Source organism: Streptomyces sp. NPDC023541 (assembly GCF_055559995.1).
Window position 1 is genome coordinate 23,124 of sequence record NZ_JBVHJO010000014.1, and the last position, 23,815, is coordinate 46,938.

Genomic DNA, 23,815 nt, shown 5'->3' on the forward strand with positions numbered 1-23,815 from the left:
GACGTGTTCGCCTCTCTGAGGCGCAAGGACCAGCGGGTCAAGAGTGACTGTTACCTGCGGGGACTGATGCTGGACGGCCGTCGCAAGTCGATCCATGCCATGGCCGCGCGGCTGCCGGACGGCAACAAGCAGAACCTGCAGCAGTTCGTGAACCAGTCCACCTGGGATCCGGTGCCCGGTGCAGCGTCGGATCTGCGAACGCATGCTGCCGCTCATTGCCCCGACGGCCTGGGTGATCGATGACGTCTCGCTGCCTAAGGACGGGAGAATGTCGATTGTCAGGTCGCGGTCAGCGTCCATGCCGCGACGGACACCGCCTCTTGCCCGCTGCAGTGGAGGCTGTTTCTGCCTCGATCATGGGAAGCGGACAACGATCGCAGGACGTCCACCCGCGTTCCGTCCGAGGTCACACACCGTGAGAACGTGGTGGCGGACGCCGCCTACGGCACCAACGCACACTTCCGGGCCGCGCTCACCGACCGCGGGATCCACTACGTCTTGCCCGTCCGAGCGGACGTGAGTGCCCATCCGCTCGACGCTCAGCCCGAAGCACCGCCCCGCAACGGGCCGGTCGGCTGCTGGCCCCAGCCCGCCACCGACACCCCGCACCCTCGGCGGCAACCCTGGCCGCAGGTCTCGGGCCGAAAACAGCAGGAGGTGGAGTCGACGCTGACCATGCTCCAGCCGAGTCGTAGGCCACGAGCTCGGATGCGTAGAGCATGACACGGACGCCGGCCGGACCGGCGAACTCATCGCCCTCGGGCAGCTCCTCCAAGCCTGCTCCCGGGGCGTCTACCCCCACCTCGCCCCGCTCATCGCCCGCCGGGCCGAGCACCTCACCGGCGTCCCGTCCCCACGCCGCTCGGCGAGCGACTACTGCGCCGAGTGGGCAGGCCGAGTTCTAGGCTCAATGCATGAAGATCACTGTGCGGTCGGCGGTTGAGGCGGACCTGCCAGCATTGCTGGCTCTCTACAGCGAGTTGAACCCGGACGATGCCCCGTTGCCCCGGGCGTCCGCAGATGCCATCTGGGCAGCTATATCAGGGCAACAGGGACGGACGATCCTGGTGGCTGATGCTGGCGACACCGTGACCGGAACGGCGGATTGCATCGTCATACCGAACCTCACGCGCGGCGGGCGGGCCATCCTGTTTGTGGAGAACGTCGTGGTGGCCAGCTCCTTCCAGCGGCGTGGTGTCGGCCGTCAGCTGATGGAGTCCGCCGTCCAACTGGGTGAGTTGGCTGGCTGCTACAAGGTCCAGCTGCTGGCGGCGGATGACGAGTATGTCCACACCTTCTACGAAGCGTGCGGTTTCAAGGCCCTGGCAGAGGGTTTCCGCCGCTACATCCCTCAGGAGCCTCCCCGTTGAGGCGATGTCTTCCGAGGAGGTGACAGGGCATGTGCTGTCTTGGGCGCGGGCCTCCCGGCCCCTCAGCTGCGCTTCCGCTTCTTGGTCTGGTTGAGGACCCAGCGGCCGGGCTCCACCGTGTCCCGGCCGGCGCGGATCCGGAGCACGGGCCACCGGCTGGGCTTCTTGTATCGCGCGTGGGCAGTCCCGGTCTCGCCGGGGTGGAGGCAGGCGGCTGCGTGCCTCCTGCCCGGCCTCGGTGAGGGAGCGAGTGAGCTTGGCGGTGTTGGCTCCGAGCTGGGAGGGAATGCTGCGACGGATGATGCGGACGCACTTCAGGTAGGACACGCGGTCGGCGTCCACAACCGGGGGGCGAGCGCCGCTGCATGGGCGACCTGGCGGATCGCGTGGTGGACGGCAAGGTAGGCCCACAGTTCTTGCCGGACACCCTCCGGCGTGCGCGACCTAATCGGCCCACCGGGATCCAGGTGGTTCTTGATCTCGTCGAAGGCCAGCTCGATTTCCCAGCGTTCCCGGTAGAGCGCGACCAGCTCGGCGGCCGGGTACTGCTCGGGGTCCAGGAGTGTCGTGCCCAGGTAGGCGACCTTGCCGTCCTTCGTAAAGGGCAGGGTCCGGCCCTCCCGTGCGGGTGGGAGCCGGACCTCTAGAGGCCGCTTTTCCTCAGGTCGGACCATGCACGCCTCGGACCGGCCCGGCCGGCAGGCGGCCGACCCGGCACGCTCCGGGACGTCGCGGGGGCTCCCTCCCTGCGGACGGTGCTGCTGGATATCGCGGACCCGGTCTCCTGCGGGGAGGCGATGGCCCGGGTGGAGGAGATGACGGCAGGTGGGGTTTGGGCGGTGGTGAACCGAGGTGGACGAAAGAAGGAGACCGGCCGCTGGTGGACGGCGCGGATCGGGGTACACGGGCCGGCATGGCACCGAAGACGCAACACCTCAAGTCCCTGCGGGCCGTACGCCAGCTGCGCCGAGTCCGCACCTTCTACACGGCAGGCGTCCTGCTGTGGGCGGCCGCCACGGTCTGGACGGGATGGACTCATCCCGGGAGCCGGCAGATGTGGGTCTCCGTACTCCTTTTGGCAGTCTTCACCGGCCTGCTCGGCGTGGCTTCCCTGTGGTTGCAGCGTCTCCAAGCCGCCGCAGGACACCTGCCGGCGCATCACGCCGCACCCCGACGAGCCATCGCCCCACGGCATGCAAACGCTTGAACCCCGACGACAGGACGCTTATGGGCCAGAAAAGCCGGCGTCGGCACCAGGGTCCCAGCACCACCCCGCTGTAGGTCCCTGCGGGTCGGTGACCATGGGCCGCTGCGATGACTCAGGAGTCCAGGAGGGTGGCCACCGACTGCTGCATATGCCGCTGGGTGCCTGGACCATGCCGTAGCGGTCCCGCAAAATGGCGGCGTCGGCCGCGTTGGGGTGTCTGGGCACTCGGAGCAGTCCGGCTTCTTCACCGGAGGCTGCGTGGACAGGAGGGGTACTAGGTCCGGGCCGAAGGGGGACTTGTCTGCCGGTTCCCCCGCGCTCCACCACAGCGACACGTACTGCGGCGCACGTGTGTACTCCAGCACCGCCGTGCCGTGAACCACCCGGGACTCGTAGCGGCGCGACAGCACTAGGGGTTTGCTGCAGAGCAGGGTGTCTCCCGAGTTCGCCCAGTGATCCGTCAGGGCAGCCCGGTCCCGGCGAAGGTAGGTGACCGAAGCTATCGCGCACAGAAGGTCGTAGCCGGCGGGTTGCGGGAAGTGCACGATGCGATCGGTGCTCAGGTCCCCACCCGGCTCCAGAACGGTCACTGTGCCCGGCCGCCCGAAGACCTGGCCCTGGGCGGGGAGGACGTAGCGTTCCACCTCCGTTCCCCGCCTCCCCGCCGCGAGATCGTCGACGCGATCCGCCACGTCGTGGACACTGGCTGCAAATGGCGGGCTCTGCCTGCGGATTTCCCGCTCTGGCGCATGGTCCGGGGTTCATGGCCCGCTGGGCCGCCGCCGGGATCATCGGTCAAATCCGGGACCAGCCGGCGGGGCGGATCGGCCGTGACATGGGCAAAGGCCCTCGGCCCCCGAGCGGTGGCCACCGTGATCGACTCCCGGAAGTGAAAGCCGCTGAGACCATCTCCAAGGCCACCCGCGGCTACGACGCGGGCAAGAAGATCACCGGCCGAAAACGGCACCTGGTCGTCGACACCCGCGGCCTGCCCCTCATGGTCATGGTCACCCCGGCCGACCTGCGTGACGCCGCAGCGGCGAAGGAAATTCTCTTCCGCCTGCGCCTGATGTACCCCGAGATCACGATCGTGTGGGCCGACTCCGCTTACGCCGGCAAGCTCGTGGACTGGGCAGAAACAGCACCTCAACCCCACCACCGCCGGTCAACCGTCCCAAGGATGTCGCGGCTTCGTCGTGCTGCCCCGCCGCTGGGTCGTCGAGAGGCCGCTCGCCTGGATGACGCACGCCCGCCGCCACGCAAGGGACTACGCACGACTCATCCAGACTCCGAAGCCCTGATCACCTGGGCCGCCATCACCCCCATGACCAGGCGTCTCGCCCGTAAGAGCGCCGCGCTGGCGCGAGTGTGCCCGTACGCCGAGCGGCGTGCCCTGCTGGAGAACCTGTTCACCGAGGACGCCCTGACGGCCCCGTGGACTCTCTGCCCGATGACGACGGACCTGGCCAAGGCGGGGGAGTGGCTGGAGTCCTGGACGGACGTGTCGGGCGTGGAGGGGATCCTGGTCAAGCCCCTGAACGGCTGCTTCTGCCCGGGTACCGAGGGTGGTGTGTTGACTGCACCAACGAGGATCGATTCGACATCGGCGGATGTGACTCAGTCCTGACCGGTCGAGGGCCAACCCGATGTCAGCCGACGCGGTCTTCGAGGAAGTGACGGATGTCGGAGGCAAAGGATGCCATCTGCCCGCCGGCTTCCAGCTCTGTGGTCACCGAGGCACTCCAGCCGCCTGCGGCGTTCCGCCAGGGGCGCAGCGTCCAGGTCAATTCGACGCGCCCACCTGACCGGAAGACTGCGGCCACGGCGAGGTCGCGGTCGTTGCTCTCCCAACACCGCTCGCCCTCCCAGCCAGTGAAGTCCGCAACCAGCTTGTCCAGGAACGGCGCAAGATCGCTGGCGTCCCCGATCCACGCCACGGCCTCGTCGAGACGCGCGCTCAGTCCTGGCGCCTGTACTTCGACTGCGTAGTGCACGCAGTAGTCGTCAGAGCTGTAACGGTCAAGGAAGCGGACCCCCACGGACGAGTTGTCCTGACAGCGGATGGCCACGCACGTCCGCTCATCGAAGTTGTCGCCTCGGGAGATCACGAAGAGAAGCCTAAGGGCTGTCCCGTAATCCCCGGTGGATCAGCGCGCGGCGTCAGACGCGGTGCATCGCAAGGCGGAGGAGCGTGCTGATACTGGGCGTATCCGGGCGTTCCGACAACGCGGCGAGGTGCCGTGGCTGTCGTCGTGCGCCCGCCGGGGATTACGGGACAGCCCTTAGGTCAGCGCAGGACCTGCCGTTCAATGTCCGGAACGGATCCCGGATCGCAGGACAGGACAACCACGAGCGAGAGCGAGCGCGGGAAAGGCTGGGGGGTCGGGCCGTCGAATGCTTTCGTGGGCTGCCCGCTGCTGGTGGTCCGCTCGCACCACCGAAGGCCGGCCGTTCTTCGCCGGCGCCGACTCGGTTCCACCGGCACGAGGCGGACCGTGGCCAGCGCCAACAGCCGCCCGGCGCCCTTTCCGCGACGGGGTCGACGCCCTCGGGCCGTTTGGCGGAGCACCATCGTTGCTCTGCCCGCAGCAGGGTCCCGAAAAGCTGCCGTTGTCCGGCGGCGTCGCCCGACAGCGCCTCGTCCGCAGCCTCGACGATCAGTAGTACTGGTCCACGGGCGGCCAGTGCAGATCGCCGGGACCCGGGGATGCCCGGGTCAGTCGGTCGGTCGTGCCGATGGCGCTGCGGGCCGCGAGGCGGACGTCACCGGCTGCCTGGTTCCCGAGTCCAGGGGCTCCGGTCTGCCCTTCTCGTTCTCCGGCCGGGTCGCCGGGACTCCGAGCCCTCGATCCACCGACGGGAACGGCTGCCTATTCCGCGGCGAGGGCCTTCAGGTAGGAGGCCGCGGCGTGGACCTCGCCGAACCTGGGGAAGATCCTGCCTACGGCGAACGCGTGCTCGTCCGCCGCGAAGGCGGACATCGCGTCCTCGACGAACTCGATCTCGTATCCGTGGTCGCTCGCCGCACGGGCGGTGGACTCCACGCCCATCGTCGTCACCAGCCCGGCCAGGACCAGCCTGTCCACGCCCAGGCCGCGCAACTGCTCGTGCAGGCCCGTCCCGTGGAAGGCGCCCACCGTGCGCTTGACGATCTTGATGTCGCCGGGGCGTGCGACGCCCTCGACGAAGCCGCTGCCGGGCGGCTGTTCGGCCACGTTCGGGCGCTCAACTCGCACCGCCACCACCGGGCGGCCGCCGGCTCGGAACGCCTCGGCCAGTCGCACGCACCGCGCGGCCACCTCCTCACCCGTGTGGGGGGCCAGTGGCAAGGCCACGATACGGGGCATCAGGTCGATCAGGACCAAGGCGGTGCCGGGGCCGGCACCCGGCTCGGGCTTCGAAGTCTTCATCACCAGGTGATCGTAGAGCCGGTACGGCCGGGAGCGCAGCCGTGCGGTGCGCGGGGCGTGACGGGCGGCCCGACGGCCGGGCCGGGCCGGATCGGCCGGCGCCGGCTGACGACCACGGCGCAGGCGGGGACGGCCCTCCTCCTCTGCGGGCAAGCGGGTCATGCGCACCAGCGTCGGGTCGGACGCGAAGCCGAGCTGCTCGTACAACGGGGCGGACCCAGCGCTGGCGCGCAGCTCGTAGAGGGTGGCGCCGTCGCGCTCCAGGTGGTCGAGGAGCTTGGCGAGAGCGGCCTTGGCGTAGCCGTTGCGCCGGTGGGCGGGGTCGGTGGCGACCGCGTAGATCCGGACGGCCACCCCCTTTGGGTACTTCGGGGCCGGAAGGACGGCGTGGACCAGGCCGGGGGCACAGGTGGCGAGCCCGCCGGTGGGGGAGTCGACGACGTACGCGCGGGCGTCACCGCCGTCCCGGAGGCGTAAGGCGAGCTGTTCGGTGCACGTGGTGAGCCAGGCTTCGTCGAGGGATTCGCTTGAGGATGTTCTCGGAGCGCAGGCGGGCGGTCTCCGCGGCGTCAGGAGGGGTGGCAAGGCGGGGTTCGGGCACGGGGTTCCTTCCTCGAAGGCGGCGGGTGCCCCACGGGTCATGGGCGCCGGGTCGCGTGGAGTCGGCGCAGGGTGCGGTGGCCGCGTTCGGCCACCTCGGGGTCGTCGTGGCTGGTGCCGTAGGCGATGCCGGAGACGGCGTCGAAGGCGGCCTCGCAGTCCAGGCGCAGCTCTTCGCTGGGGGTGAGCGGTGTGCCGTAGCCGTCGAGGAACGCGGCGCGCAGGCCCGGACGGCCAGTCCAGGTGTCGCTCAGGCGCACCAGGTCCCGGGTTGCGGTGTTGTACTCGGACCGTTCGAAGTCGAACAGCTGCGGTTCTCCGTCTTCGGCGAGCAGGACGTTGCGGTACTGCAGGTCTCCGTGGGTGGGCACAAGCGAAGGCTGCGGAAGGTCCGCGTAGGCACGGGCCAGCGCAGCTCCACCCCGCCAGTCAGCGGTCCGGCCAGGAGGCGGGTGCGGTCGGGGCCGCCCTGGCCGTACTCGATGGCGTCGCCCGGCTGTTGGAAGTGCACGGCGGCGGGCAGGCCGACGCGGTAGGCGTCCAGCCCGGCCCGGCAGTACGCCACCATCGGCCCGGGGAGGGCATCCAGCGGGTACCGACCCATGCCGTCGCACCGGTCCGGCTCCATGATCCGGGGCCGACCCGACCACTGGCGTACTTCGAAGAAGACACCGAGACGGGAACGGGATCCCGTCGGTGGGCGGTGGTGGACGGTGACGGCCGCGGTCACGTCCTCCGTCGCGATGACGACGCCTGCTTCCTCGCGGGCCTCCCGAATGACGGCCTCGACCATGTCCTCGTCGGGGTCGAGGTGCCCGGACGGGAGATGCCACAGGCCCGACGCGTACACGGGTCCGGCGCGGCGGGACAGCAGCACCTCCGGGCCGCCTTCGCCGTTGCGGCGCAGGATGAGGTGGACGTCGACCGGCACCGTGTGCCGGGTCCCGCCGCTCACCGCGATGCCCCGGGGCGGCGGGCGAGTAGCACGGTGAACACGCCGTCCTCATGCAGGAGCCCGTCTTGAGCGTGTTGGAGGAGGAGGGCTTGGGCCTGCTCCTCGAATCCGGGGCGGTCGGCGAAGAGGTCGGGCCGGGCGAAGCTGGTGGACCTCAGGTAGACGAGGACACTGGGGGGAGTCAAGGCGCGGGTGAAGAGGATGCGGTGCTCGATGATGTCGCTGAACGCGGAGTCGGCCAGGTCGTCTTCGTAGCGGCGGCCGGGCTCGCGGTGGGTGCCGGTGGTGCCTGCGCGGCGGTCCTCTCCGCGGTGGGACTGGATCAGGCCCTTCAGCGCGGCCGTCCACTCGGCCGGGTGGGTCCACAGGCTGCCGTCCCCCATGACCGCGACGGCGGCCTGCGGGGCCACCACCCGGCTGGCCATGGCCAACACCGCGGGGCGGACCATCCAGTGGAAGGCCCGGCAGCAGGTGATCAGATCGGCCTGGTACGCGGACTGGGCAGGGGCGAACTCTTCTGCTGGGATGGCGTGCACCGTGGCGGTGTGCCCGCCCAGGTGTGGTTGGAGTTCGTCGAGTGCGGTGCCGAGCATGCCCTGGTCCTGGTCTACGAGGTCCAGGTGGGCCGTGCGAGGCAGGGCGGGGAGCATGGACAGGGCTACCTGCCCGGTGCCGGCGCCGAGGTCCAGCAGCGTGGGCGCATGCACCCCGACCAGTTCCTGGACCAGAAGCTGGACGACCTCGTCGGGCAGCCTGGGGCGGTAACGGGCATAGTGGACCAAGCCGAACAGGGTCACGTGTCTCCGATTGCGTGGTGCGGGCGTGAACGGTGTCTCAGAACTGTGGCGATCAACTGTGGGGGCGGTCGCGGGTGTCGGGGACCTGGGGCAGCCAGGGCACGGCGTTCTCGCGGAAGCTCTGGTTGACCGTGACTAGTTCGGGCGGGTTGCCCAGCACGGAGAGGGTGAGCGCGACAGAGGGTCGGTCAGCGCTTCCCGTGCAGCGAAGCCGTCGCGAGCGTCGATGATGTTGCGGTGCAGCTGGTTGGTGATCCGTTGGGCGGCCGGGCTTGCAGGGGAGGCGATGGCGGCCAGGGCCGTGAGGCGGAATCTGGTGTCGAAGACCGTCATGCCCTGCTCGACGGGGACGGCGAGCACCGCGGCCTCGAGTTCGTTCTCCTGAGCGTGGCCCAGGCCGTCGGAGGCCCGGTGGCACAGCGCGTGCAGGCAGGCGGTGACGGCGTGTTCCCACGGGTCGCCGGCGGCGGTCTCGGCGATGGGTTCGGCGGCGTGGCTGGTGTCGCCGCTGGTGAGGGAGGCGACGACGGCGATCTGTCGGCCGTCGAACATCCGCTTGCCAATGCCTTGGTGTTCGCGTGTGTGCGCGAGGGCTTCGGCCCCCCGGCCGGCTCCGGTGAGGGTGCGTTTGTGGGGTATCGGCCTCCCAAGCGAGCATCAGAATGAGGAATAATCACGCAGTCACGAACGCTCGCCGCCGCGATATGGGCCTTCGCGTAGTCGGCATCATGGATGCGGAGCGGGCGGGCCTCGCAACCACGAGCATCTGCGGGCGTTGTGCCGGACGGAGGAGATCAGTTGCTACGTCTTCAATCGGTGAGCAAGCGCTACGGCCGTGGCGATTGGACGCTGAGAGACGTGGACGTGGAGGCCCCGGCCGGTGAGGTCGTGGCATTCGTCGGTGGGAACGGATCGGGAAAGTCGACGCTGTTGCGGATCGCGGTGGGTTTGTCCCGGCCGACCCGTGGCACGGTGGCCGCCCGGCCGCTCGTTGTCGGGTACGTCCCGGACCGGTTCTCCCCCAACGAACGCATGTCGGCCGCGGCGTACCTGACGCACATGGGTCGCGTCCGTGGTCTGACCACCTCGGTCGCCTCGGCTCGGGCCGGCCGGCTGCTGGACCGACTCGCGCTGGTGGGCGGCAAGCACGCCCCCCTGCGTAGCCTGTCGAAGGGCAACGCGCAGAAGGTCGCGCTGGCCCAGGCCCTCCTGGTGGAACCTGGGCTGCTCGTCCTGGACGAGCCGTGGTCCGGGCTGGACGCCGATGCCCACGGCGTGCTCGCCGAGATCATGACCGAGGTCGCGGCCTCCGGCGGCACGGTGGTGTTCACCGACCACCGTGAGTCGGTCACCCGGGCCCGCGCAACCCGGACCTACGCGGTCGGCAATGGTCGCGTGTCGTTGCGGGGACCGGAGTCGTGGGGCACCGGGCAGCGGCCCACCTCCGATGTCGTCCTGGCGGCGGGCAAGGAGGGCCGCGTACCGCAGGACCTCGCTTGGGAGCAACTGGACGGCGTACGGGCGGTAAGCCGGGACGTCACGGGCGTCAGGATGTGCGTGGAACGTGAGTCCACCGACGCTCTGCTGTTGACCGCGCTCCAGCACGGCTGGTCCGTCGAGTGCGTCACCGGGACGACCACGGACCACCACCGGATGCCGAGCGTCGCGACGAACGGGAACATCCGGTGATCGCGCTCATCCGCTACACCTTCGCCACCGTGCTGCACACGCAGCGCTACCTCGCTCCGCTGCTCCTGTTCATGGGTCTCATGGGCGTGCTGACCGTCAACGGCAGCGGCCCGCTGCCCCCCGCCTACGCCTCCTCCGCCGGCGCGCTGTTCGTCTGCTCGACCTGGCTGACCATCGCTGTGATGAGCCTGGACGACCCGCCGCAGCGGGCGATCGTCGTCATCACCGCGGGCGGCCGGTCGCTCACGGTCCTGCTCGCGGCCGTCGGCACGGCCCTGCTGAGCTGTCTCGTCCTGATGGTCTTCGGACTGTTCTTCCCGTTGTGGATGGGCGACTACGTGGTCACCACAACCGACCTCCTGCTGGGCTTCGAGGCGCAGCTCACCTGTGCCCTGGCCGGCATCGCCATCGGCGTGCTGTGCTCGCGGCTGGTTTTCAAGCGGCAGGGGTACGCGTTGGTCGCCGCTCTCGCGCTGGTGATGGGAGCCCTCTTCACCAAGGGTATGCCTCCGGTCAACCGCCTGTTCACTCTGATGTCCACGACCCCAGACGCGGCAAGACTGCTTGCCCCCGCCGGCGTGATGCTGGCGATCTCCACGGTCATCCTTGCCGTGTTCACCGCCGCCGCGCAGTTCGTCGCCGGGCGCAGGGAATAGTGGGAAGCCGCGCACTGGCTCGGACGGGCCGCCGACCGCGAACACCCCGGCGTCCTCTTCCGGCTCGCCGTGGTGGCCGGCCGCAGCTTGGGCTCCGCAGCTTCAGCCCGTGCCGAGCTCGTTAGGCGGTCTCGGCTCCGGCCGGCGTGGCGGAGGCCAACTCGCTGCGGCAGAGCGACGAGACCATGCTCCAGCTCGAGGACGCCGCCATCCACGACGCCTACGTCGCCAACTACAACAAGACGTGGGCTGCCACCACGCACCAGCCCGCCAACGGCTGCGCACCCGCGACCTGCTGACCCCCGCAGTCGCCGGAGACGCGCAGGCACAGGCGTACCCGACCAGCTGCTCCAGTGGCAGTCAGTCCCTGACCGACCCCTTGCGTGGTGCATAGCGGGCGGCCGGTCCCGCGGGCTTGGGAGAGGCGACCGGAACGCGGAATCCTGCGCCCGAAGCCGTTCGGGTTGTTCCTCGGCGGCACTTAGTTGCTAAAGTGGCAAGTAGATGCCAGCACGGACAGTGGGGTAGCTGACGGCCAGGGGAGGGGTATGTGATGAGTGCACAAATCGATGCGGTCACAGCATTGAAGGGGATCGCGCGGGTCGAGGCGACCGCACGGGGGCGAAGCCGCTGGTACGTCGGCTACCTATGGATGTTCGCCGGCTGGCAGCTGGTCCTGGTTCCCGCCGTGCTGCTGTGGCGCGGGCCGACGGGGACCGTGGTCGGTACGCTGGCGAACGCGCTCGTGGTTGTGGGACTGTCCTTGTTCGCCACGCGGCAGCCGGTGGTCCCGCACGGCTACGGCCGGCTGCACCTCACAGTGATCGGCGCATGGACGGGTGCCTACCTCTCGGTACTCGCACTCGGCTTGACGCTCTTCGTGGGCAGCGTCGCCTTCGCGGCCGTGGCCGCCCTCGCATGCGCGCTGCCCGCCGCCGCGGCGGCCTGGCGGGAAGCGCACGCTGTATGAAGCCGGAACCCGAGACGGGCACGAAGCAGGGTCCTCACCCGCGACACGCACTGCAGCCCCTACTGGCTTCGGCGGTGCGTCTGTCGATCGTCGCAGCCCTCGCCGCTGTGGATAAGGCCGAGTTCGCTTACGTACGAGACCTCGTGGAAATCACTGACTCCGCCTTGTCGAAGCAGGTCTCGCGGCTCGAAGAAGCCGGCTGGGTGACGGTCGAGAAGGGCCAGGTCGGACGTCGGCCGCGGACCTGGCTACGGCTGACCGAGGACGGAGCAGCCGCCTACCGGCGCCACCTCACCGCGCTCACGGCAATCGCGGGCCCCCTGCAGTGATAGGCGGGGCGAACGGCTGGTCGCAGGCGTGACCAGCCTTTCACTCGGCCCTGACGTGTGCGGTAAACGATTGTGGGCGAGCCGTGCACAACATGCGTGCTGCGGGGACGGGCCTTGGACTGCGCCCGAAACGGCCGCTGCCGACACCCGTAGATGTAGGCGGCGGCCGGCGGGGAAGGCGCCAGGACGGCGGGGCCGAGTTCGCCCGCCTTGGTCAGGGCGTACGTGGCCGGGTGAGCAGGCAGGCGAGACCCTGGGGTGGATCACAGATGTGCTGGGCTTTCTGCTGATGACAGCCGTGTCTACGGCCTTCATTGCTGCTCTCGAGGCTGATTCTGGGCCGTCGATTCTGAAAATGATCTCCTGGGTCGTGGGTCTGCTGTTCCTGCAGATCGGCATGTCCGTCAGAAGAGAGGGATGTCCGGCCCTTACGCGATCATGGCCGCCGGCACCGCGATGAATGTGGTTGGGATGCCGGGGGCCGCTGGCTGGCAAGTATCGTCGGGCTGATCTAGCCGACGATGCCCGGTCCACTTGGGACCGCATCTAGGCCTTGCGCCGCCATCAGGTGAAACGCCAGCTCACCGTGCAGGAGTCCCGCCACAAGTTCGCCCGGGACGGGCGCCACGGCAAACGCGGCACCATCCACCATGCGTACCGGGACGGCATGGAGGATCAGCTCGGCGCGCTCTGCCTGGTCCTCAACGCCATGGTGCTCTGGACCACCTGATTCACCCACGCGAGCACGACGCCAAGGTGGCTGCGGCCGCGCTCGCCACCGAGACCGGCTGACCGGCGCAGGTCAGCAGTCAGCCCCTGTTGGGACCAGTAGGACCAACAGGGGCTGACCGATGTTCACGCCTGCAGCGCGCGCGTCACGTGGCCGAGTCCGGGTTTGCTCGCTGGGGCCCTGAGCCTCAGGAAGAGACAGCCGGAAGGGGAGAAGGGAGTGCGGAGTCCTGGACCGCGAGGGTGGAATACGTGGGCCAGTTCCTCGACGCGTGCCGGGAGGACGCAGGCCGGTCGCTGACGAGGCGCCAGATCGGCTGGACGAGTAAGTCCGAAGCTCGGTCAGTGGTCGTAGGCGATGAGCGACCTGGTTAGCGGTGTTCCGTTGGCCCGGTTGTGCCGGATGGCTGTGGTCAGGGCCAGAACTCCGGCGGGGGTCCTGGCGCCGTGGCGTTCGAGGTCAAGCTGGCCTTTGAGGGTGTCGTTGACGGACTCGATCAGCTACCGGATCGGCTTGAGCAGGTGCTCGCCCGGCCGTGGCAGCCGGTTGCGGTAGATGGGCCGCAACAGTGTCAGGCCGTGGCGGGCCATGAAGGCGTTGAGGTGTCGGGAGACATAGCCCTTGTCACCGATGACCGTCTGTCCGGGGTGGGTGGCCAGAAGGTCCTTTTCGCCTGTGAGCATGTCGGCCAGCCCTTCACGTTCGTCCGTTTTCGGGTTGGCCAGGGCCCAGGCGACCGACAGTCCGCCCGGTGTGAAGAGCAGGTGCAGACGCAGGCCCCAGAAGAACCGGGAGTGCGGAGGGCAGTAGGAGTAGGCGGCTCAGCCGGCCAGGTCGGAGCGTTTGACCGTCGGGCGTGAGCGAGCGCATTCCACGGGGTGGAGTCCACGATCCACACGTCGTCGTGCCACGGGTCGGTGTCCCGGGCCAGGGTGCGGATGAACCGGCTGATCAGCGTATTTGCGGCCCGCAGACGCTTGTTGTAGCCGGATGAACGGTCATTTGGGAGAACGGCGGAGGGTCCCGACCGATGGTCGGGACCCTTTGCCGTGCTCGGTGTTGCGTCAGTGGCTGGTGAGTTCGCCGGTGAGTTTGCCGTGGAGGTCGGCGCTGGGGTCGTTAAGGCCGATGATCTCCACGCTCTTGCCGCGCTGGGCGTACTTGGTCTCGATGGCATCGAGCGCGGCGACCGAGGAGGCGTCCCAGATGTGGGCGGCGGACAGGTCGATGACGACCTTGTCGGGGTCGGTGGCGTAGTTGAACTGGCCGACGAGGTCGTTGGAGGAGGCGAAGAACAGCTCGCCGGTCACGGAGTACACCACCGTGCTCCCGCCGGGGTCGGTCACGGCCGTGACGTTGGCCAGGTGGGCGACGCGCTTGGCGAAGATGACCACCGCGGTGATCGAGCCGACGACGACGCCGATGGCGAGGTTGCCGGTGGCGACCACGAAGATCACGGTGATGACCATGACGGCGATCTCACCGGCCGGCATCCGCTTCAACGTCTTGGGGGCGATGGAATGCCAGTCGAACGTCGCGAAGCACACCATCACCATGACGGCGACCAGGGCGGCCATGGGGATGTCGGAGACGACCGGGCCGAAGGCGATGCACAGCACCATCAGGAACGCCCCCGCGAGAAATGTGGACAGGCGGGTCCGGGCGCCGGACACCTTCACGTTGATCATCGTCTGGCCGATCACGGCGCAGCCGCCCATGCCGCCGAAGAATCCGGTGACGATGTTCGCGATGCCCTGACCGACCGATTCGCGGGTCTTGGAGGAGTGCGTGTCGGTGATCTCGTCAACCAGCTTGGCCGTCATCAGGGACTCCATCAGGCCGACCAGCGCCATTGCGAAGGCGTAGGGGGCGACGGTGGTCAGGGTGTCCAGGGCGAAGGGCACGTCCGGCAGGCCCGGGACCGGCAGCGAGGACGGCAGGGCGCCCTTGTCGCCGACGGTGGGCACGGCGATCGCGGCGGCGACGGTGATGGCGGTCAGGATGACGATGGAGACCAGCGGTGCCGGGATCACGGTGGTGACCTTGGGGAAGAACACCATCAGCGCGAGGCCGCCGATGATCAGCGGATAGACGGCCCACGGGACATCGGTCATCTCGGGGACCTGGGCCATGAAGACCAGGATGGCGAGGGCGTTGACGAAGCCGACCATCACCGAGCGCGGCACGAACCGCATCAGCTTCGCCACACCCAGCGCGCCGAGCGCCACCTGGATGACGCCGGCCAGGATGACCGCGGCGACCAGGTAGCCGAACCCGTGCTCACGGTTCAGCGGCGCGATCACCAGCGCGACGGCACCGGTCGCCGCGGAGATCATCGCCCGTCGGCCCCCGACGATGGAGATGACCACGGCCATGGTGAACGAGGCGAAGAGGCCGACCGCGGGGTCGACGCCGGCGATGATCGAGAACGAGATCGCCTCCGGGATCAGCGCCAGCGCGACGACCAGGCCGCCCAGGACTTCGGTGCGCCAGACCTTCGGGTTGTTCAGCCAGTCCGGACGCAGGCCGCGCAGTCGCGCGGCAGGGGACACAACGGAAGAAGACAAGGAAGCAGGTACCTGTCGTGCTCGGGCACACCCTGCTCAGGGCAGGCCAGGGGCGTGCGGCAGAACGCGGAAGGCCGGGCCGGCACCCCGCGGACGGCCCGCAACGGAGCGGGCCGGAAGTCGAAGAACGGGACGAAGCCGGGCTGCGCGACGCGCGGCAGGGCGGCTCACATCCAGAAGCGAAGCGTCACGGCGGGCAGGCGGCGGCGATCAGCGTCATGGGCTCGCGCACGCTCTCTCCTGCAAGAATCGGATCTTCGCCGGGGGCACCGTCGGCCCCGACACGGCAGTAGCGGGGCACCCTTGACGGCCCTCGCCACCAGTAACTCTACCCTAACGTTAGAGTAGAGATTGGTGGGGCTGCAGAGAACGCGGCCCGCCACGACGAGAAGGGTCAGGACCGCGGGCGTGGACGACAGGCACATGCAGATCGGCGAGGTGGCTGCGCGGACGGAACTGTCCCTGCGTACCATCCGGCACTACGAGGAGACCGGTCTGGTCGTCCCCTCGGCCCGATCTCAGGGCGGCTTCCGCCTCTACACCGAGACCGACGTCGCCCGCCTCATGGTCATCCGCCGCATGAAGCCGCTCGGCTTCACCCTCGACCAGATGCGCGACCTCCTGGATGCCACCGACCGCCTCGACAACGAGCCCGGCCTCGATTCTGGCGAGCGCGAGGGCCTGCTGGGGCGGGTGCGGGAGTACGAGCAGGCCGCCTCCGAGCAGGTCGACAAACTCCGGCTCCAGCTGGCCCGCGCCGAGGACTTCGCCGAAACGCTCCGCACACGCGTGCACCAGCCCGCACCTACCGGGTCCTGACCCGCGATGCCCCGCCGCCCCGCCCGCTATACGGCTTCGCCTCTGCTGGTGATGGGCGCGATCCTCACGATCGCGGGGGCCGCCCTCTACGCGATGCCCGGCGAGCGCCCTGCGCTGTACTCGGCCGCAGCACTGGTGCTCGCCGCCGTCGCCTCCTGGTGGTGCGCCTCCCGCCAGGGCTGATCACAACCTGACACCGATGTGATCTTGCGGAGACGTGCGGGGCAGACAGCCGACCCACCAGTGGATACGGTGTAAAGAACGCGTCAAGAACTGGCGCGCGGTGTGCCGGGAAGTCTGGTCGGCATCCTGGGGGCAGTGTGCCCCCTCGTCGCTGACACACCCGGAGGCCCACTGCCATGGCCGGCACCCGCTCCCCCTTCCTCGGACTGCTCCCCCTGCCCGAACGGCAGGCGATCACCCGCGCCCTGCGGACGGAGACCGTTGGCGGCCTGGTCCTCCTCGGCGCGGCCGTCCTTGCGTTGATCTGGGCCAACAGCCCGTGGAGCGCGGCATACGCCTCCGTGCGCGACTTCCACTTCGGGATACCGGCCCTCGGCCTGGACCTGTCCGTGGGCCACTGGACGGCGGACGGGCTGCTGGCCGTGTTCTTCCTCGTCGCCGGGATCGAGCTGAAACGCGAACTGGTCGTCGGTGAACTGCGCACCCCGGCCACCGCCGCGCTGCCCGTGATTGCCGCGCTGTGCGGAATGGCGGTACCCGCCGCCCTCTACCTGGCCACCACCGCAGCGGGCGGTGGCAGCAGCGCGGGTTGGGCAGCCCCGATGGCCACCGACATCGCCTTCGCGCTGGCCGTCCTGGCGGTGTTGTCCACGCACCTGCCGGCCGCGCTGCGCGCCTTCCTCCTGACCCTGGCCGTGGTCGACGACCTGGGCGCGATCCTGATCATCGCGGTGTTCTTCACCTCCGACCTGAACCTGTGGGCTCTCGCCGGAGCCGTTGCGGGCCTGGTCCTCTTCTACCTGCTCCAGCGGCTGCGGGTGCGCGGCTGGTGGTGGTACGCCCCCCTCGGAGTGGCGATCTGGGCGCTGATGTACAACGGCGGCGTCCACGCCACCGTCGCCGGCGTCGCCATGGGCCTCATCCTGCGCACCACCCGCGACAAGGGCGAAGAGGTCTCACCCGCTTCACGGGTCGCGCACCTGGTCCACCCGCTCTCCGCGGGCGTCGCGGTGCCGCTGTTCGCGCTGTTCGCCGCCGGGGTGAGCGTCTCCGGCCCGGCCCTGAGCGCGGTGTTCACCAGCCCCGAACCCCTCGGCGTCGTGATCGGCCTGGTCGTCGGCAAGACGGTGGGTATCTTCGCCGGAGCCTACCTGGCCGCCCGCTTCACCCGCGCCCAGCTCAACCCCGACCTCGCCTGGGCTGATGTCCTGGGCCTGTCGGTGCTGGCAGGGATCGGCTTCACCGTCGCCCTGCTGATCGGAGAACTCGCCTTCCCCGGCGGCCAAACTGCCGAGCACGTCAAGGCAGCCGTCCTCGCCGCCTCCCTGATCGCCGCGGTCCTCGCCGCGATCCTGCTGCGCAGGAGGAACACCGTCTACCGGCGCCTGTACGAGGCGGAGAACCTCGACGCCGACCACGACGGCATCCCCGACATCTACCAGCACGACACGGTCAAGCCCGCAGGCACCACTGCTCGTACGGACGGGCAGCACATCTGATGGCCGGCGGCGATGCCTCACTGCTGGCGCCCGTGATCGTCATCGCCGCCCTGGTCATCCGCACCGCCATTACCGAGCTCCGGCACCCGGGCAGCGCCCGGCGCCAGTGGGCGTGCGCCACGAACCCGCGGGCCGCCGGTGCGACGGTCGCCGCGGCCGCGGTTTTGATCGGAGACACCCCTTACGGCTGGGTGGCGGTGGCCTGGGCCTTGCTCACCGGGGCACTCGCCGCGCTCGTTACCGGCAGCACCTCTTCGGCTGCCTTACCGCCCACAGTGCTCCTGAGCCTGGTCCTTGAGGTCCTTCGAGGATCCCGGCTGGGTGGACACCTCGGCCAAGGTGGTCGGCCGCGGCGGGGTGCGGCGGCTGCTGATCCAGGCGGCGACGGGTTCGGTGTATCGGGCGGTTAGCGGGCCGATCACTACGAGGATGAGCACGTACGCGGTGGCGAGCGGGCCCAGGGCGGGTTCGATCCCGGCGGTGACGGCGAGGCCGGCGATGACGATGGAGAATTCGCCGCGAGCGACCAGGGTTCCACCGGCCCTCCACCGGCCCTTGATCCCGACCCCGGCCCGCTTCGCGGCCCAGTGCCCAGTCGCGATCTTCGTACCGGCAGTGACCACCGCCAGTGCGAGGGCGGGCAGCAACACCGGCGGGATGCTCGCGGGGTCGGTGTGCAGGCCGAAGAAGACGAAGAACACGGCGGCGAACAGGTCCCGCAGCGGGCTGAGCAGGGTGTGCGTGCCCTCGGCCACCTCACCCGACAGGGCGATACCGACGAGGAACGCGCCGACGGCGGCCGACACCTGCAGCTGCTGGGCGATGCCCGCGACCAGCAGGGTCAGACCGAGTACGACGAGGAGGAGTTTCTCGGGGTCGTCGCTGGAGACGAAGCGGGAGATGTGGCGTCCGAAGCGTACGGCGATGAACAGCACCGCTCCGGCGACGCCGAGGGCGATGGCGAGCGTCGCGCTGCCGGCGGCCAGGCTGACGCCGGCGAGGAGGGCGGTGATGATCGGCAGGTAGACCGCCATCGCGAGGTCTTCGAGGACCAGGATGGACAGGATGACGGGGGTCTCGCGGTTGCCGACCCGGCCGAGATCGCCCATGACCTTGGCGATGACCCCGGAGGAGGAGATCCAGGTGACCCCGGCCAGGACGACGGCGGCGACCGGGCCCCAGCCCATCAGCAGAGCTGCGACCGCACCTGGTACCGCGTTCAGGGCGAAGTCGACCAGTCCGGCCGGGTACTGGGTCTTGAGGTTGGACACCAGGTCGGTGGCCGTGTACTCGAGGCCCAGCATCAGCAGCAGCAGGATCACGCCGATCTCGGCGCCGATCGCTACGAACTCCTCACTGGCTCCCATGGGCAGCAGCCCGCCGGTGCCGAAGGCGAGGCCGGCCAGGAGGTAGAGGGGGATGGGGGAGAACTTCAGACGCCCGGCGACCCGGCCGAGCAGGCCCAGGCCGAGGATGATCGCACCGAACTCGATCAGGAAGAGAGCGGAATGCACGGGCGCTCACTCCCGACCGAGTATCGCGGCGGCGGCGTCGACGCCCTCGCGGGTGCCGATGACGATGAGGGTGTCGCCGCCGGCCAGACGGAAGTCGGGTGCGGGGGAGGGGCGGGCTTCCGCGCGGCGCAGTACGGCCACGATCGAGACGCCGGTCTCGGTCCGCATGCGGGTCTCACCCAGCACCCGGCCGTTCCAATACGAGTGTGCCGACAGTTCGATCCGCTCCGCGACCAGCCCCAGATCGGTGGTGTGCAGGACATTGGGGCTGTGGTGGGCCGGCATCAGGGCGTCGATCAGCGAGGCGGTCTCGGCACCCGTCAAGTGCAGCGACTGGGCGCAGGCGTCGGGGTCGTCCGCCCGGTAGAGGTTCACCGTCCGCGTGCCGTCGCGGTGCGCGACCACGGACAGGTGGCGGTGTTCGCGGGTGGTGAGGTCGTACTGGACCCCGATGCCGGGCAGTGGTGTGGTGCTCATGCGTGGAGCAGGCACAGCTGTCCCCCCTCGTGTTCGTTCTCGTACGTGACGCCGGCGAACGCTCGTTCTCGAGCAGGAGCAAGCCGCTCGGCGGGCCCATCGTGCCACTTATCGCGTGTCGCACATATGGGTGCCGGCACGGATGGACAGCAGTCTCCACCGGCGTGAGGATGAGGCGGGGAAGTGGGCTCGTCGCAGTTCAGAGCATGGACACGGGTGGCAGGATTGTGGAGTGCCGGGAGACCGACTGGAAAGGCGTGTGGCCGTGTCGTTGTACTGGCGAGATCGGTGTGGTCACCCAGGGGCCGGCGCCGATGTAGGCACGGTCGGCAAGGATGGGAACGCCCTGGCGTTCGCAGATCCGGATGATGCGATGGGTGCGGGCCGTGGTCAGATCATGCGTGCGGCCGGGCAGCGCGGGTGAGATCCACAGCAGCTTGCCCGCGGAATCGACCACGACCTGCACGTTCACGCCGTGACGGCGGTGTTTCTGGGAGAAGTCGGCCCGGCTGTCGCCGATGCGGTCGCACTCGGCGAGTGTCCCGTCGAGCAGGACGTGATCAGGGTCGGCTTCTCGCAGGACACGCAGCAGTCCGGGCGCCCGGCCGGACAGATGCTGAACGACGGCTTTGACGCAGGCGTGGGCGGTGCCAATGGATATGCCGAAGCCGACGGCGATCTGTGCGAGCGTGTCGTGCCGGCGAAGGTAGACCAGGCCGACGAGGGCGCGCTGGTGGGGCGGCAGCTTGCAGCGTCGGTCACCCTCACGGGTGACGATGAGCATGGATACCCACTCGACCACAGCGTGCGGCAGGTCGAGTGCGGCAGGATGGGGAACCAACAGGGCTCCTGCGCCGATGGGTTGAGGCTTTGAACACCTTGCTCAACGGCGCAGGAGCCTTGTGCGTTGCGATCCCCATCCTGACTCGGCCTGGGTCACTCGATCAGTGGCCACTCTGAAAGAGCTCACTGATATTCACCCTAGCGGCATCGGAAGGCATTCCTCCATTTAGTGGATTGTGACACGCCCGGCCCGCGACCTCAGACGCATGTCGCTCGCCGATCTGGCGCTGCTCCTGGACGCCCCCGTGGAAGCGCTGCGCGGCCCGAAGCCGGAAGAGCATGTGTGGCACGTCTCGGTCCGCAATGCGCCCGGCGACCGGCTGCTGTCGGACGCGGAATGGGCGGAGGTCGCCGCCGCCACGGTGCATGCCGCGGGCATCGCGCAGCACGGCGATGAAGATCACTACAGACCCGACGAAGTGGAAGAATACGGTGCTTCCGGTGACGGGCTACGCCGCATCAGAGACCCGAAACTACCGGGTGATGAAGTCCCCGAACCTCAGCGACAACCTCTTCTATACCCTCAGGCATCACGTGGTCGGGGACGACAGCAGGATGCAATATCAGACGATGATCGTGCTTCCGGGCCAAGTACGGCTTCTACATCCCGAACAGTGAGAGCGACCTCCCCAGCGGCACCAACACCTGCAACCACCTCCTCGACTGCGCATGGGTGCCCGCCCCGTATGGGGTATGCCCAGAAGGTGCCTCTATGGCCTTCGTCAAGCTGTAGTGGGTGTGGGTGGTTGGTAGAAGGTGCCGTCGCGGAGCATGGCGCAGAGGCATGGACCTCACCGCCCGCCGCTCCCGCACCGGCGAACTACTGTCCACCGTGAAGTTCATGTGCAGACCCTCGCCGCCGCCGGCGAACTCCAACGCGCCTCGCTCTACCGGGCGCTCGTCGAAGCCGAGGAAGCCGCGGTGGACGAGCACCTGCCGCTGCGGTCCAAACCTGTCCGTATCGGCCGGCCCGGGGATCCGCTCACCGCCGAGGAGATCACCCTGCGCGAGTGGCTCCAGTCCCAACCTCACCCGAACACGGAGATCCGCACCTAGAGACCGTGATCGATCTCAGCGCCAATGGCTCTCCACTGTTCACGTCGAGACACTCGCACAGGACGACGACGAGGTACGGATCCGGCTGGCCTCCACTCGGTGCACCCACCGCCTCCGGGCGAACCATCCGGTCAAGGGGTGGTCAAGGGATAACGACGTGGCCTTCGACGATGCCTGAGTTTGAGCGGGGAACCGGGAATGGGACGTCTCGTCGGCCGCAGGGGTGTCGGTTCGTGGCCTCGTGGCCCTGCATGCCGTTCGGGGGCTTGTCCGGTGCCAAAAGGTCTGTCCGGGACAGGGGTGGGACGGGAACGTGACAGCCCCGATGAACAGCGAGAATGGGAGATTGGTGTCCGGGATTTGTCCCGGACGGGACTTTCGCTGGGGAGAGGCCGCGCGCGGTGTGAGAGTTGTTCACCGAGGCAGCCAGCCTCGATGTCCAGACCGTGAGCGGAGATCTCGATGAAAAAGACCCTCGCCATATCCGCAGCAGCCGCCGGCCTGATGCTGGCGGGAATCATGGCCCCGGGAACGGCCACAGCGGCTTCGGCCACGGGGACGCAGACGCAGGCCGTTGCTGCCTGCTCGACCTGGATCGATTACGCGAACGGCCGCGGGCGGGCCCACGCCAACTGCCAGGGCATGGGGGTTGACGTGAGTGTCTACGTGAAGTGTGGCAACGGCCGCTCCTACGCCAGCAGCCCCTACTGGCGCTGGGAGTACAACAAGGCCGAGTGCCCGTCCGGAATCGGCGCGACGGGCATGTCGTACAACGTTCGGTAGCTCGTCCGGTTACAGCAGAGGGCTGCCTCTCACGTAGGCGTGTCGGGAAGGGAACCCTTCCCGACACGCCTCTACGGGCAAGCGGAACGGCTGGGGCGCCCTCCCCGAACTCACACCTCGGCGCGGCGTGCCATTCCCGCTGGTGGAGATACCGTCGCTCACGGTGTGACAGGAACCGGTCATTCGGCGGCGTCCACCAGGAACGCCTGGTCGGGTGCCTTCGTGCAGTGTTGCTGAGTGATCTCGGCACCCGCCGAATGGTCGTCGGCGCCGTTGATACCGAGGCACATCCCGTTGTGCACGATGCGTATCCGATAGCCCTCGGTCCTGGAGCGGCCGAGGGGTTCGAAGAGGAAGTGCTGACTGGTCCGGGACGCCGAACAGCTCTCCCAAGGCCAGGGTTCGAGCATGCCCTCGACCACGTGGCCGCTACCGAGCGCCGTGAGACAGCCGTCGCCGCGAACTGGGTGGCTCCACTGGATGTAAAAGGAACCGGTGCGGCCCACGGACACCAGCGCCGTGTTCGGTGGTGTGGCATCGGCACAGTCGCGCTGGACGGCGATCTGGCTTCGGTAGCGCCCCTGACGGTCATGGCCCTCGGTGATACACAGCCGCGGGGCGGACGCAGGCCGGATCCGGGACCGGCCCGGCGCGGGAGCAGGGCCGTCGGCGGCGGACTGGGCTGCGGAGGAGGCAAGGGGCGCAGCGACGCCGGCCCGCGCTGCCGAGTCCCGGTTGCCCGGGCGGCCGGGCAACAGCGCCCAGGTCCCCACGGCTGCCAGCAGCAGCACGGCGCCGACGGATGCGGCAAGGACCCGTCGCTTCACGCTGCTGTCGGCGCCAGGAACCGCGACCGATTGCCCGGCGGGAAGTTCCGGCGCCTGGTCGCGGGGCGCCGCGTCGCCTCGGAGCGATGGCACGGCGGCGGCCAGCCGGTTCCTGGCCTCCAGCCAGATGTCAGCGGCCTCGCCTCTACCGCATGCACGCACGAACGCGACGACCACCTCCGGACGCGGCAGCGAGTCCCGGCGCAGCATGTCGGCCGCGGTACTCCGCGCCAGCACGTCGCCGCACCGGTCGGCGTTCGACTCCAATTGCCGGTAGGTCAGGCCAGCCTGTTTCTGAGCCGCCGCAGACAGCCGACGAACTCGGCGGCGTTGTGCGCCTCATGCGGCAACGGATCTCCTGTCCCCATGTCCAGCCATCCTTGTCCTGCCCATGGCGGGGAACAATCCGGAATTCTGCCAATCCGCGTCGCCGCAGTTGTCGTCCGGGTCACCCTTGCGACGGGGACTGGCGACTCAGGGTCTCGCCGTTCACCACCCCTCCCGCTTGCTGACCAGCCGCCGGGCGGGGTGCGG

21 protein-coding genes and 6 pseudogenes are annotated in these 23,815 nt (G+C 69.1%); 14 read left to right on the top strand and 13 right to left on the bottom strand.

What is annotated here, in order from left to right; translation table 11 throughout:
* Positions 1-3: 3 nt before the first annotated feature.
* Positions 4-723 (top strand): annotated as a pseudogene (locus ACZ3X1_RS28510) (transposase).
* Between the two features lie 191 nt (positions 724-914).
* Positions 915-1,370: a GNAT family N-acetyltransferase gene (locus ACZ3X1_RS28515; RefSeq protein WP_467281461.1), complete on the top strand. Its 456-nt coding sequence runs from the start codon at positions 915-917 to the stop codon at positions 1,368-1,370.
* 314 nt (positions 1,371-1,684) lie between these two features.
* Here the strand turns inward: ACZ3X1_RS28515 and ACZ3X1_RS28520 are convergent, their stop codons facing one another.
* The gene (locus tag ACZ3X1_RS28520; RefSeq protein ID WP_467281462.1) at positions 1,685-2,044 is read right to left on the bottom strand and encodes a transposase; all 360 of its coding nucleotides are present in this window, start codon (positions 2,042-2,044) and stop codon (positions 1,685-1,687) included.
* Positions 2,045-3,236: 1,192 nt separating this feature from the next.
* Here ACZ3X1_RS28520 and ACZ3X1_RS28525 point away from each other — a divergent pair.
* Positions 3,237-3,922: pseudogene (locus ACZ3X1_RS28525) on the top strand (IS5 family transposase); the annotation flags it as partial.
* Between the two features lie 304 nt (positions 3,923-4,226).
* Here ACZ3X1_RS28525 and ACZ3X1_RS28530 read toward each other — a convergent pair.
* The 6 genes and pseudogenes from ACZ3X1_RS28530 to ACZ3X1_RS28555 all read right to left on the bottom strand — a co-directional run bounded on the left by ACZ3X1_RS28530 (position 4,227) and on the right by ACZ3X1_RS28555 (position 8,891).
* Entirely contained in the window at positions 4,227-4,685 is a 459-nt protein-coding gene (locus tag ACZ3X1_RS28530) for a DUF6228 family protein (protein ID WP_467281463.1), read from the bottom strand.
* A 762-nt stretch (positions 4,686-5,447) separates the two neighbouring features.
* The gene (locus tag ACZ3X1_RS28535) at positions 5,448-6,341 is read right to left on the bottom strand and encodes an isochorismatase family protein (RefSeq protein ID WP_467281464.1); all 894 of its coding nucleotides are present in this window, start codon (positions 6,339-6,341) and stop codon (positions 5,448-5,450) included.
* 284 nt (positions 6,342-6,625) lie between these two features.
* Positions 6,626-7,237: a phosphotransferase family protein gene (locus ACZ3X1_RS28540; protein ID WP_467281556.1), complete on the bottom strand. Its 612-nt coding sequence runs from the start codon at positions 7,235-7,237 to the stop codon at positions 6,626-6,628.
* Positions 7,225-7,542 (bottom strand): annotated as a pseudogene (locus tag ACZ3X1_RS28545) (NUDIX domain-containing protein); the annotation flags it as partial. The gene ACZ3X1_RS28540 and the pseudogene ACZ3X1_RS28545, both read right to left, overlap by 13 nt.
* Positions 7,539-8,324 carry a class I SAM-dependent methyltransferase gene (locus ACZ3X1_RS28550; protein WP_467281465.1) on the bottom strand — a complete coding sequence of 262 codons (786 nt, stop codon included), beginning with the start codon at positions 8,322-8,324 and terminating at the stop codon, positions 7,539-7,541. The pseudogene ACZ3X1_RS28545 and the gene ACZ3X1_RS28550, both read right to left, overlap by 4 nt.
* Before the next feature lie 150 nt (positions 8,325-8,474).
* Entirely contained in the window at positions 8,475-8,891 is a 417-nt protein-coding gene (locus ACZ3X1_RS28555) for a hypothetical protein (protein ID WP_467281466.1), read from the bottom strand.
* A 306-nt stretch (positions 8,892-9,197) separates the two neighbouring features.
* Here ACZ3X1_RS28555 and ACZ3X1_RS28560 point away from each other — a divergent pair, with 306 nt between their 5' ends.
* From ACZ3X1_RS28560 to ACZ3X1_RS28585, 6 genes and pseudogenes are all read left to right on the top strand, one after another.
* Positions 9,198-10,028: an ATP-binding cassette domain-containing protein gene (locus ACZ3X1_RS28560; protein ID WP_467281467.1), complete on the top strand. Its 831-nt coding sequence runs from the start codon at positions 9,198-9,200 to the stop codon at positions 10,026-10,028.
* Entirely contained in the window at positions 10,025-10,684 is a 660-nt protein-coding gene (locus tag ACZ3X1_RS28565; protein WP_467281468.1) for a hypothetical protein, read from the top strand. Before ACZ3X1_RS28560 ends, ACZ3X1_RS28565 begins: the two co-directional genes overlap by 4 nt.
* Positions 10,685-10,830: 146 nt before the next feature.
* Positions 10,831-10,983, top strand: a complete 153-nt coding sequence (locus tag ACZ3X1_RS28570) for a hypothetical protein (RefSeq protein WP_390079558.1) — start codon at positions 10,831-10,833, stop codon at positions 10,981-10,983.
* A gap of 254 nt (positions 10,984-11,237) precedes the next feature.
* Positions 11,238-11,654 (top strand): hypothetical protein, encoded by a 417-nt coding sequence (locus ACZ3X1_RS28575; protein ID WP_467281469.1) that lies wholly within the window; start codon positions 11,238-11,240, stop codon positions 11,652-11,654.
* Positions 11,655-11,728: 74 nt separating this feature from the next.
* Complete coding sequence (locus tag ACZ3X1_RS28580) at positions 11,729-11,983, top strand: winged helix-turn-helix domain-containing protein (protein WP_362628176.1); 255 nt, start codon at positions 11,729-11,731, stop codon at positions 11,981-11,983.
* 559 nt (positions 11,984-12,542) lie between these two features.
* Positions 12,543-12,710: pseudogene (locus tag ACZ3X1_RS28585) on the top strand (Tn3 family transposase); the annotation flags it as partial.
* A 344-nt stretch (positions 12,711-13,054) separates the two neighbouring features.
* Here ACZ3X1_RS28585 and ACZ3X1_RS28590 read toward each other — a convergent pair.
* A pseudogene (locus tag ACZ3X1_RS28590) lies at positions 13,055-13,704 on the bottom strand (IS982 family transposase); the annotation flags it as partial.
* A gap of 73 nt (positions 13,705-13,777) precedes the next feature.
* Positions 13,778-15,265, bottom strand: a complete 1,488-nt coding sequence (locus tag ACZ3X1_RS28595) for a SulP family inorganic anion transporter (RefSeq protein WP_467281470.1) — start codon at positions 15,263-15,265, stop codon at positions 13,778-13,780.
* Between the two features lie 423 nt (positions 15,266-15,688).
* Between ACZ3X1_RS28595 and ACZ3X1_RS28600 the strand changes: the two genes are divergently transcribed.
* The 3 genes from ACZ3X1_RS28600 to nhaA all read left to right on the top strand — a co-directional run bounded on the left by ACZ3X1_RS28600 (position 15,689) and on the right by nhaA (position 17,781).
* The gene (locus ACZ3X1_RS28600) at positions 15,689-16,099 is read left to right on the top strand and encodes a MerR family transcriptional regulator (RefSeq protein ID WP_390079568.1); all 411 of its coding nucleotides are present in this window, start codon (positions 15,689-15,691) and stop codon (positions 16,097-16,099) included.
* 48 nt (positions 16,100-16,147) lie between these two features.
* Positions 16,148-16,282, top strand: coding sequence for a hypothetical protein (locus ACZ3X1_RS28605; RefSeq protein WP_467281471.1), 135 nt, complete (start codon positions 16,148-16,150; stop codon positions 16,280-16,282).
* 176 nt (positions 16,283-16,458) lie between these two features.
* Positions 16,459-17,781 (top strand): Na+/H+ antiporter NhaA, encoded by a 1,323-nt coding sequence (gene nhaA / locus ACZ3X1_RS28610; RefSeq protein WP_467281472.1) that lies wholly within the window; start codon positions 16,459-16,461, stop codon positions 17,779-17,781.
* Positions 17,782-18,044: 263 nt separating this feature from the next.
* Here the strand turns inward: nhaA and ACZ3X1_RS28615 are convergent, their stop codons facing one another.
* The 3 genes and pseudogenes from ACZ3X1_RS28615 to ACZ3X1_RS28625 all read right to left on the bottom strand — a co-directional run.
* Positions 18,045-19,295 (bottom strand): cation:proton antiporter, encoded by a 1,251-nt coding sequence (locus tag ACZ3X1_RS28615; protein WP_467281473.1) that lies wholly within the window; start codon positions 19,293-19,295, stop codon positions 18,045-18,047.
* Between the two features lie 6 nt (positions 19,296-19,301).
* Complete coding sequence (locus ACZ3X1_RS28620; RefSeq protein WP_267038973.1) at positions 19,302-19,772, bottom strand: cation:proton antiporter regulatory subunit; 471 nt, start codon at positions 19,770-19,772, stop codon at positions 19,302-19,304.
* A gap of 289 nt (positions 19,773-20,061) precedes the next feature.
* Positions 20,062-20,613, bottom strand: a pseudogene (locus ACZ3X1_RS28625) (transposase); the annotation flags it as partial.
* 845 nt (positions 20,614-21,458) lie between these two features.
* Between ACZ3X1_RS28625 and ACZ3X1_RS28630 the strand changes: the two are divergent.
* Complete coding sequence (locus tag ACZ3X1_RS28630; RefSeq protein ID WP_467281474.1) at positions 21,459-21,671, top strand: hypothetical protein; 213 nt, start codon at positions 21,459-21,461, stop codon at positions 21,669-21,671.
* Positions 21,672-22,133: 462 nt separating this feature from the next.
* Positions 22,134-22,454, top strand: a complete 321-nt coding sequence (locus ACZ3X1_RS28635; RefSeq protein WP_467281475.1) for a hypothetical protein — start codon at positions 22,134-22,136, stop codon at positions 22,452-22,454.
* Between the two features lie 179 nt (positions 22,455-22,633).
* Here ACZ3X1_RS28635 and ACZ3X1_RS28640 read toward each other — a convergent pair whose 3' ends face one another.
* Complete coding sequence (locus tag ACZ3X1_RS28640; protein WP_467281476.1) at positions 22,634-23,548, bottom strand: RICIN domain-containing protein; 915 nt, start codon at positions 23,546-23,548, stop codon at positions 22,634-22,636.
* Positions 23,549-23,815: the final 267 nt, after the last annotated feature.

What these genes read in the sequence shown, in the direction of transcription:
- ACZ3X1_RS28515 (WP_467281461.1), top strand. Translation starts at nt 915, where the DNA reads ATGAAGATCACTGTGCGGTCGGCGGTTGAGGCGGACCTGCCAGCATTG.
- ACZ3X1_RS28520 (WP_467281462.1), bottom strand. Translation starts at nt 2,044, where the DNA reads ATGGTCCGACCTGAGGAAAAGCGGCCTCTAGAGGTCCGGCTCCCACCC.
- ACZ3X1_RS28555 (WP_467281466.1), bottom strand. Translation starts at nt 8,891, where the DNA reads ATGTTCGACGGCCGACAGATCGCCGTCGTCGCCTCCCTCACCAGCGGC.
- ACZ3X1_RS28575 (WP_467281469.1), top strand. Translation starts at nt 11,238, where the DNA reads ATGAGTGCACAAATCGATGCGGTCACAGCATTGAAGGGGATCGCGCGG.
- nhaA (WP_467281472.1), top strand. Translation starts at nt 16,459, where the DNA reads ATGGCCGGCACCCGCTCCCCCTTCCTCGGACTGCTCCCCCTGCCCGAA.
- ACZ3X1_RS28620 (WP_267038973.1), bottom strand. Translation starts at nt 19,772, where the DNA reads ATGAGCACCACACCACTGCCCGGCATCGGGGTCCAGTACGACCTCACC.
- ACZ3X1_RS28635 (WP_467281475.1), top strand. Translation starts at nt 22,134, where the DNA reads ATGAAAAAGACCCTCGCCATATCCGCAGCAGCCGCCGGCCTGATGCTG.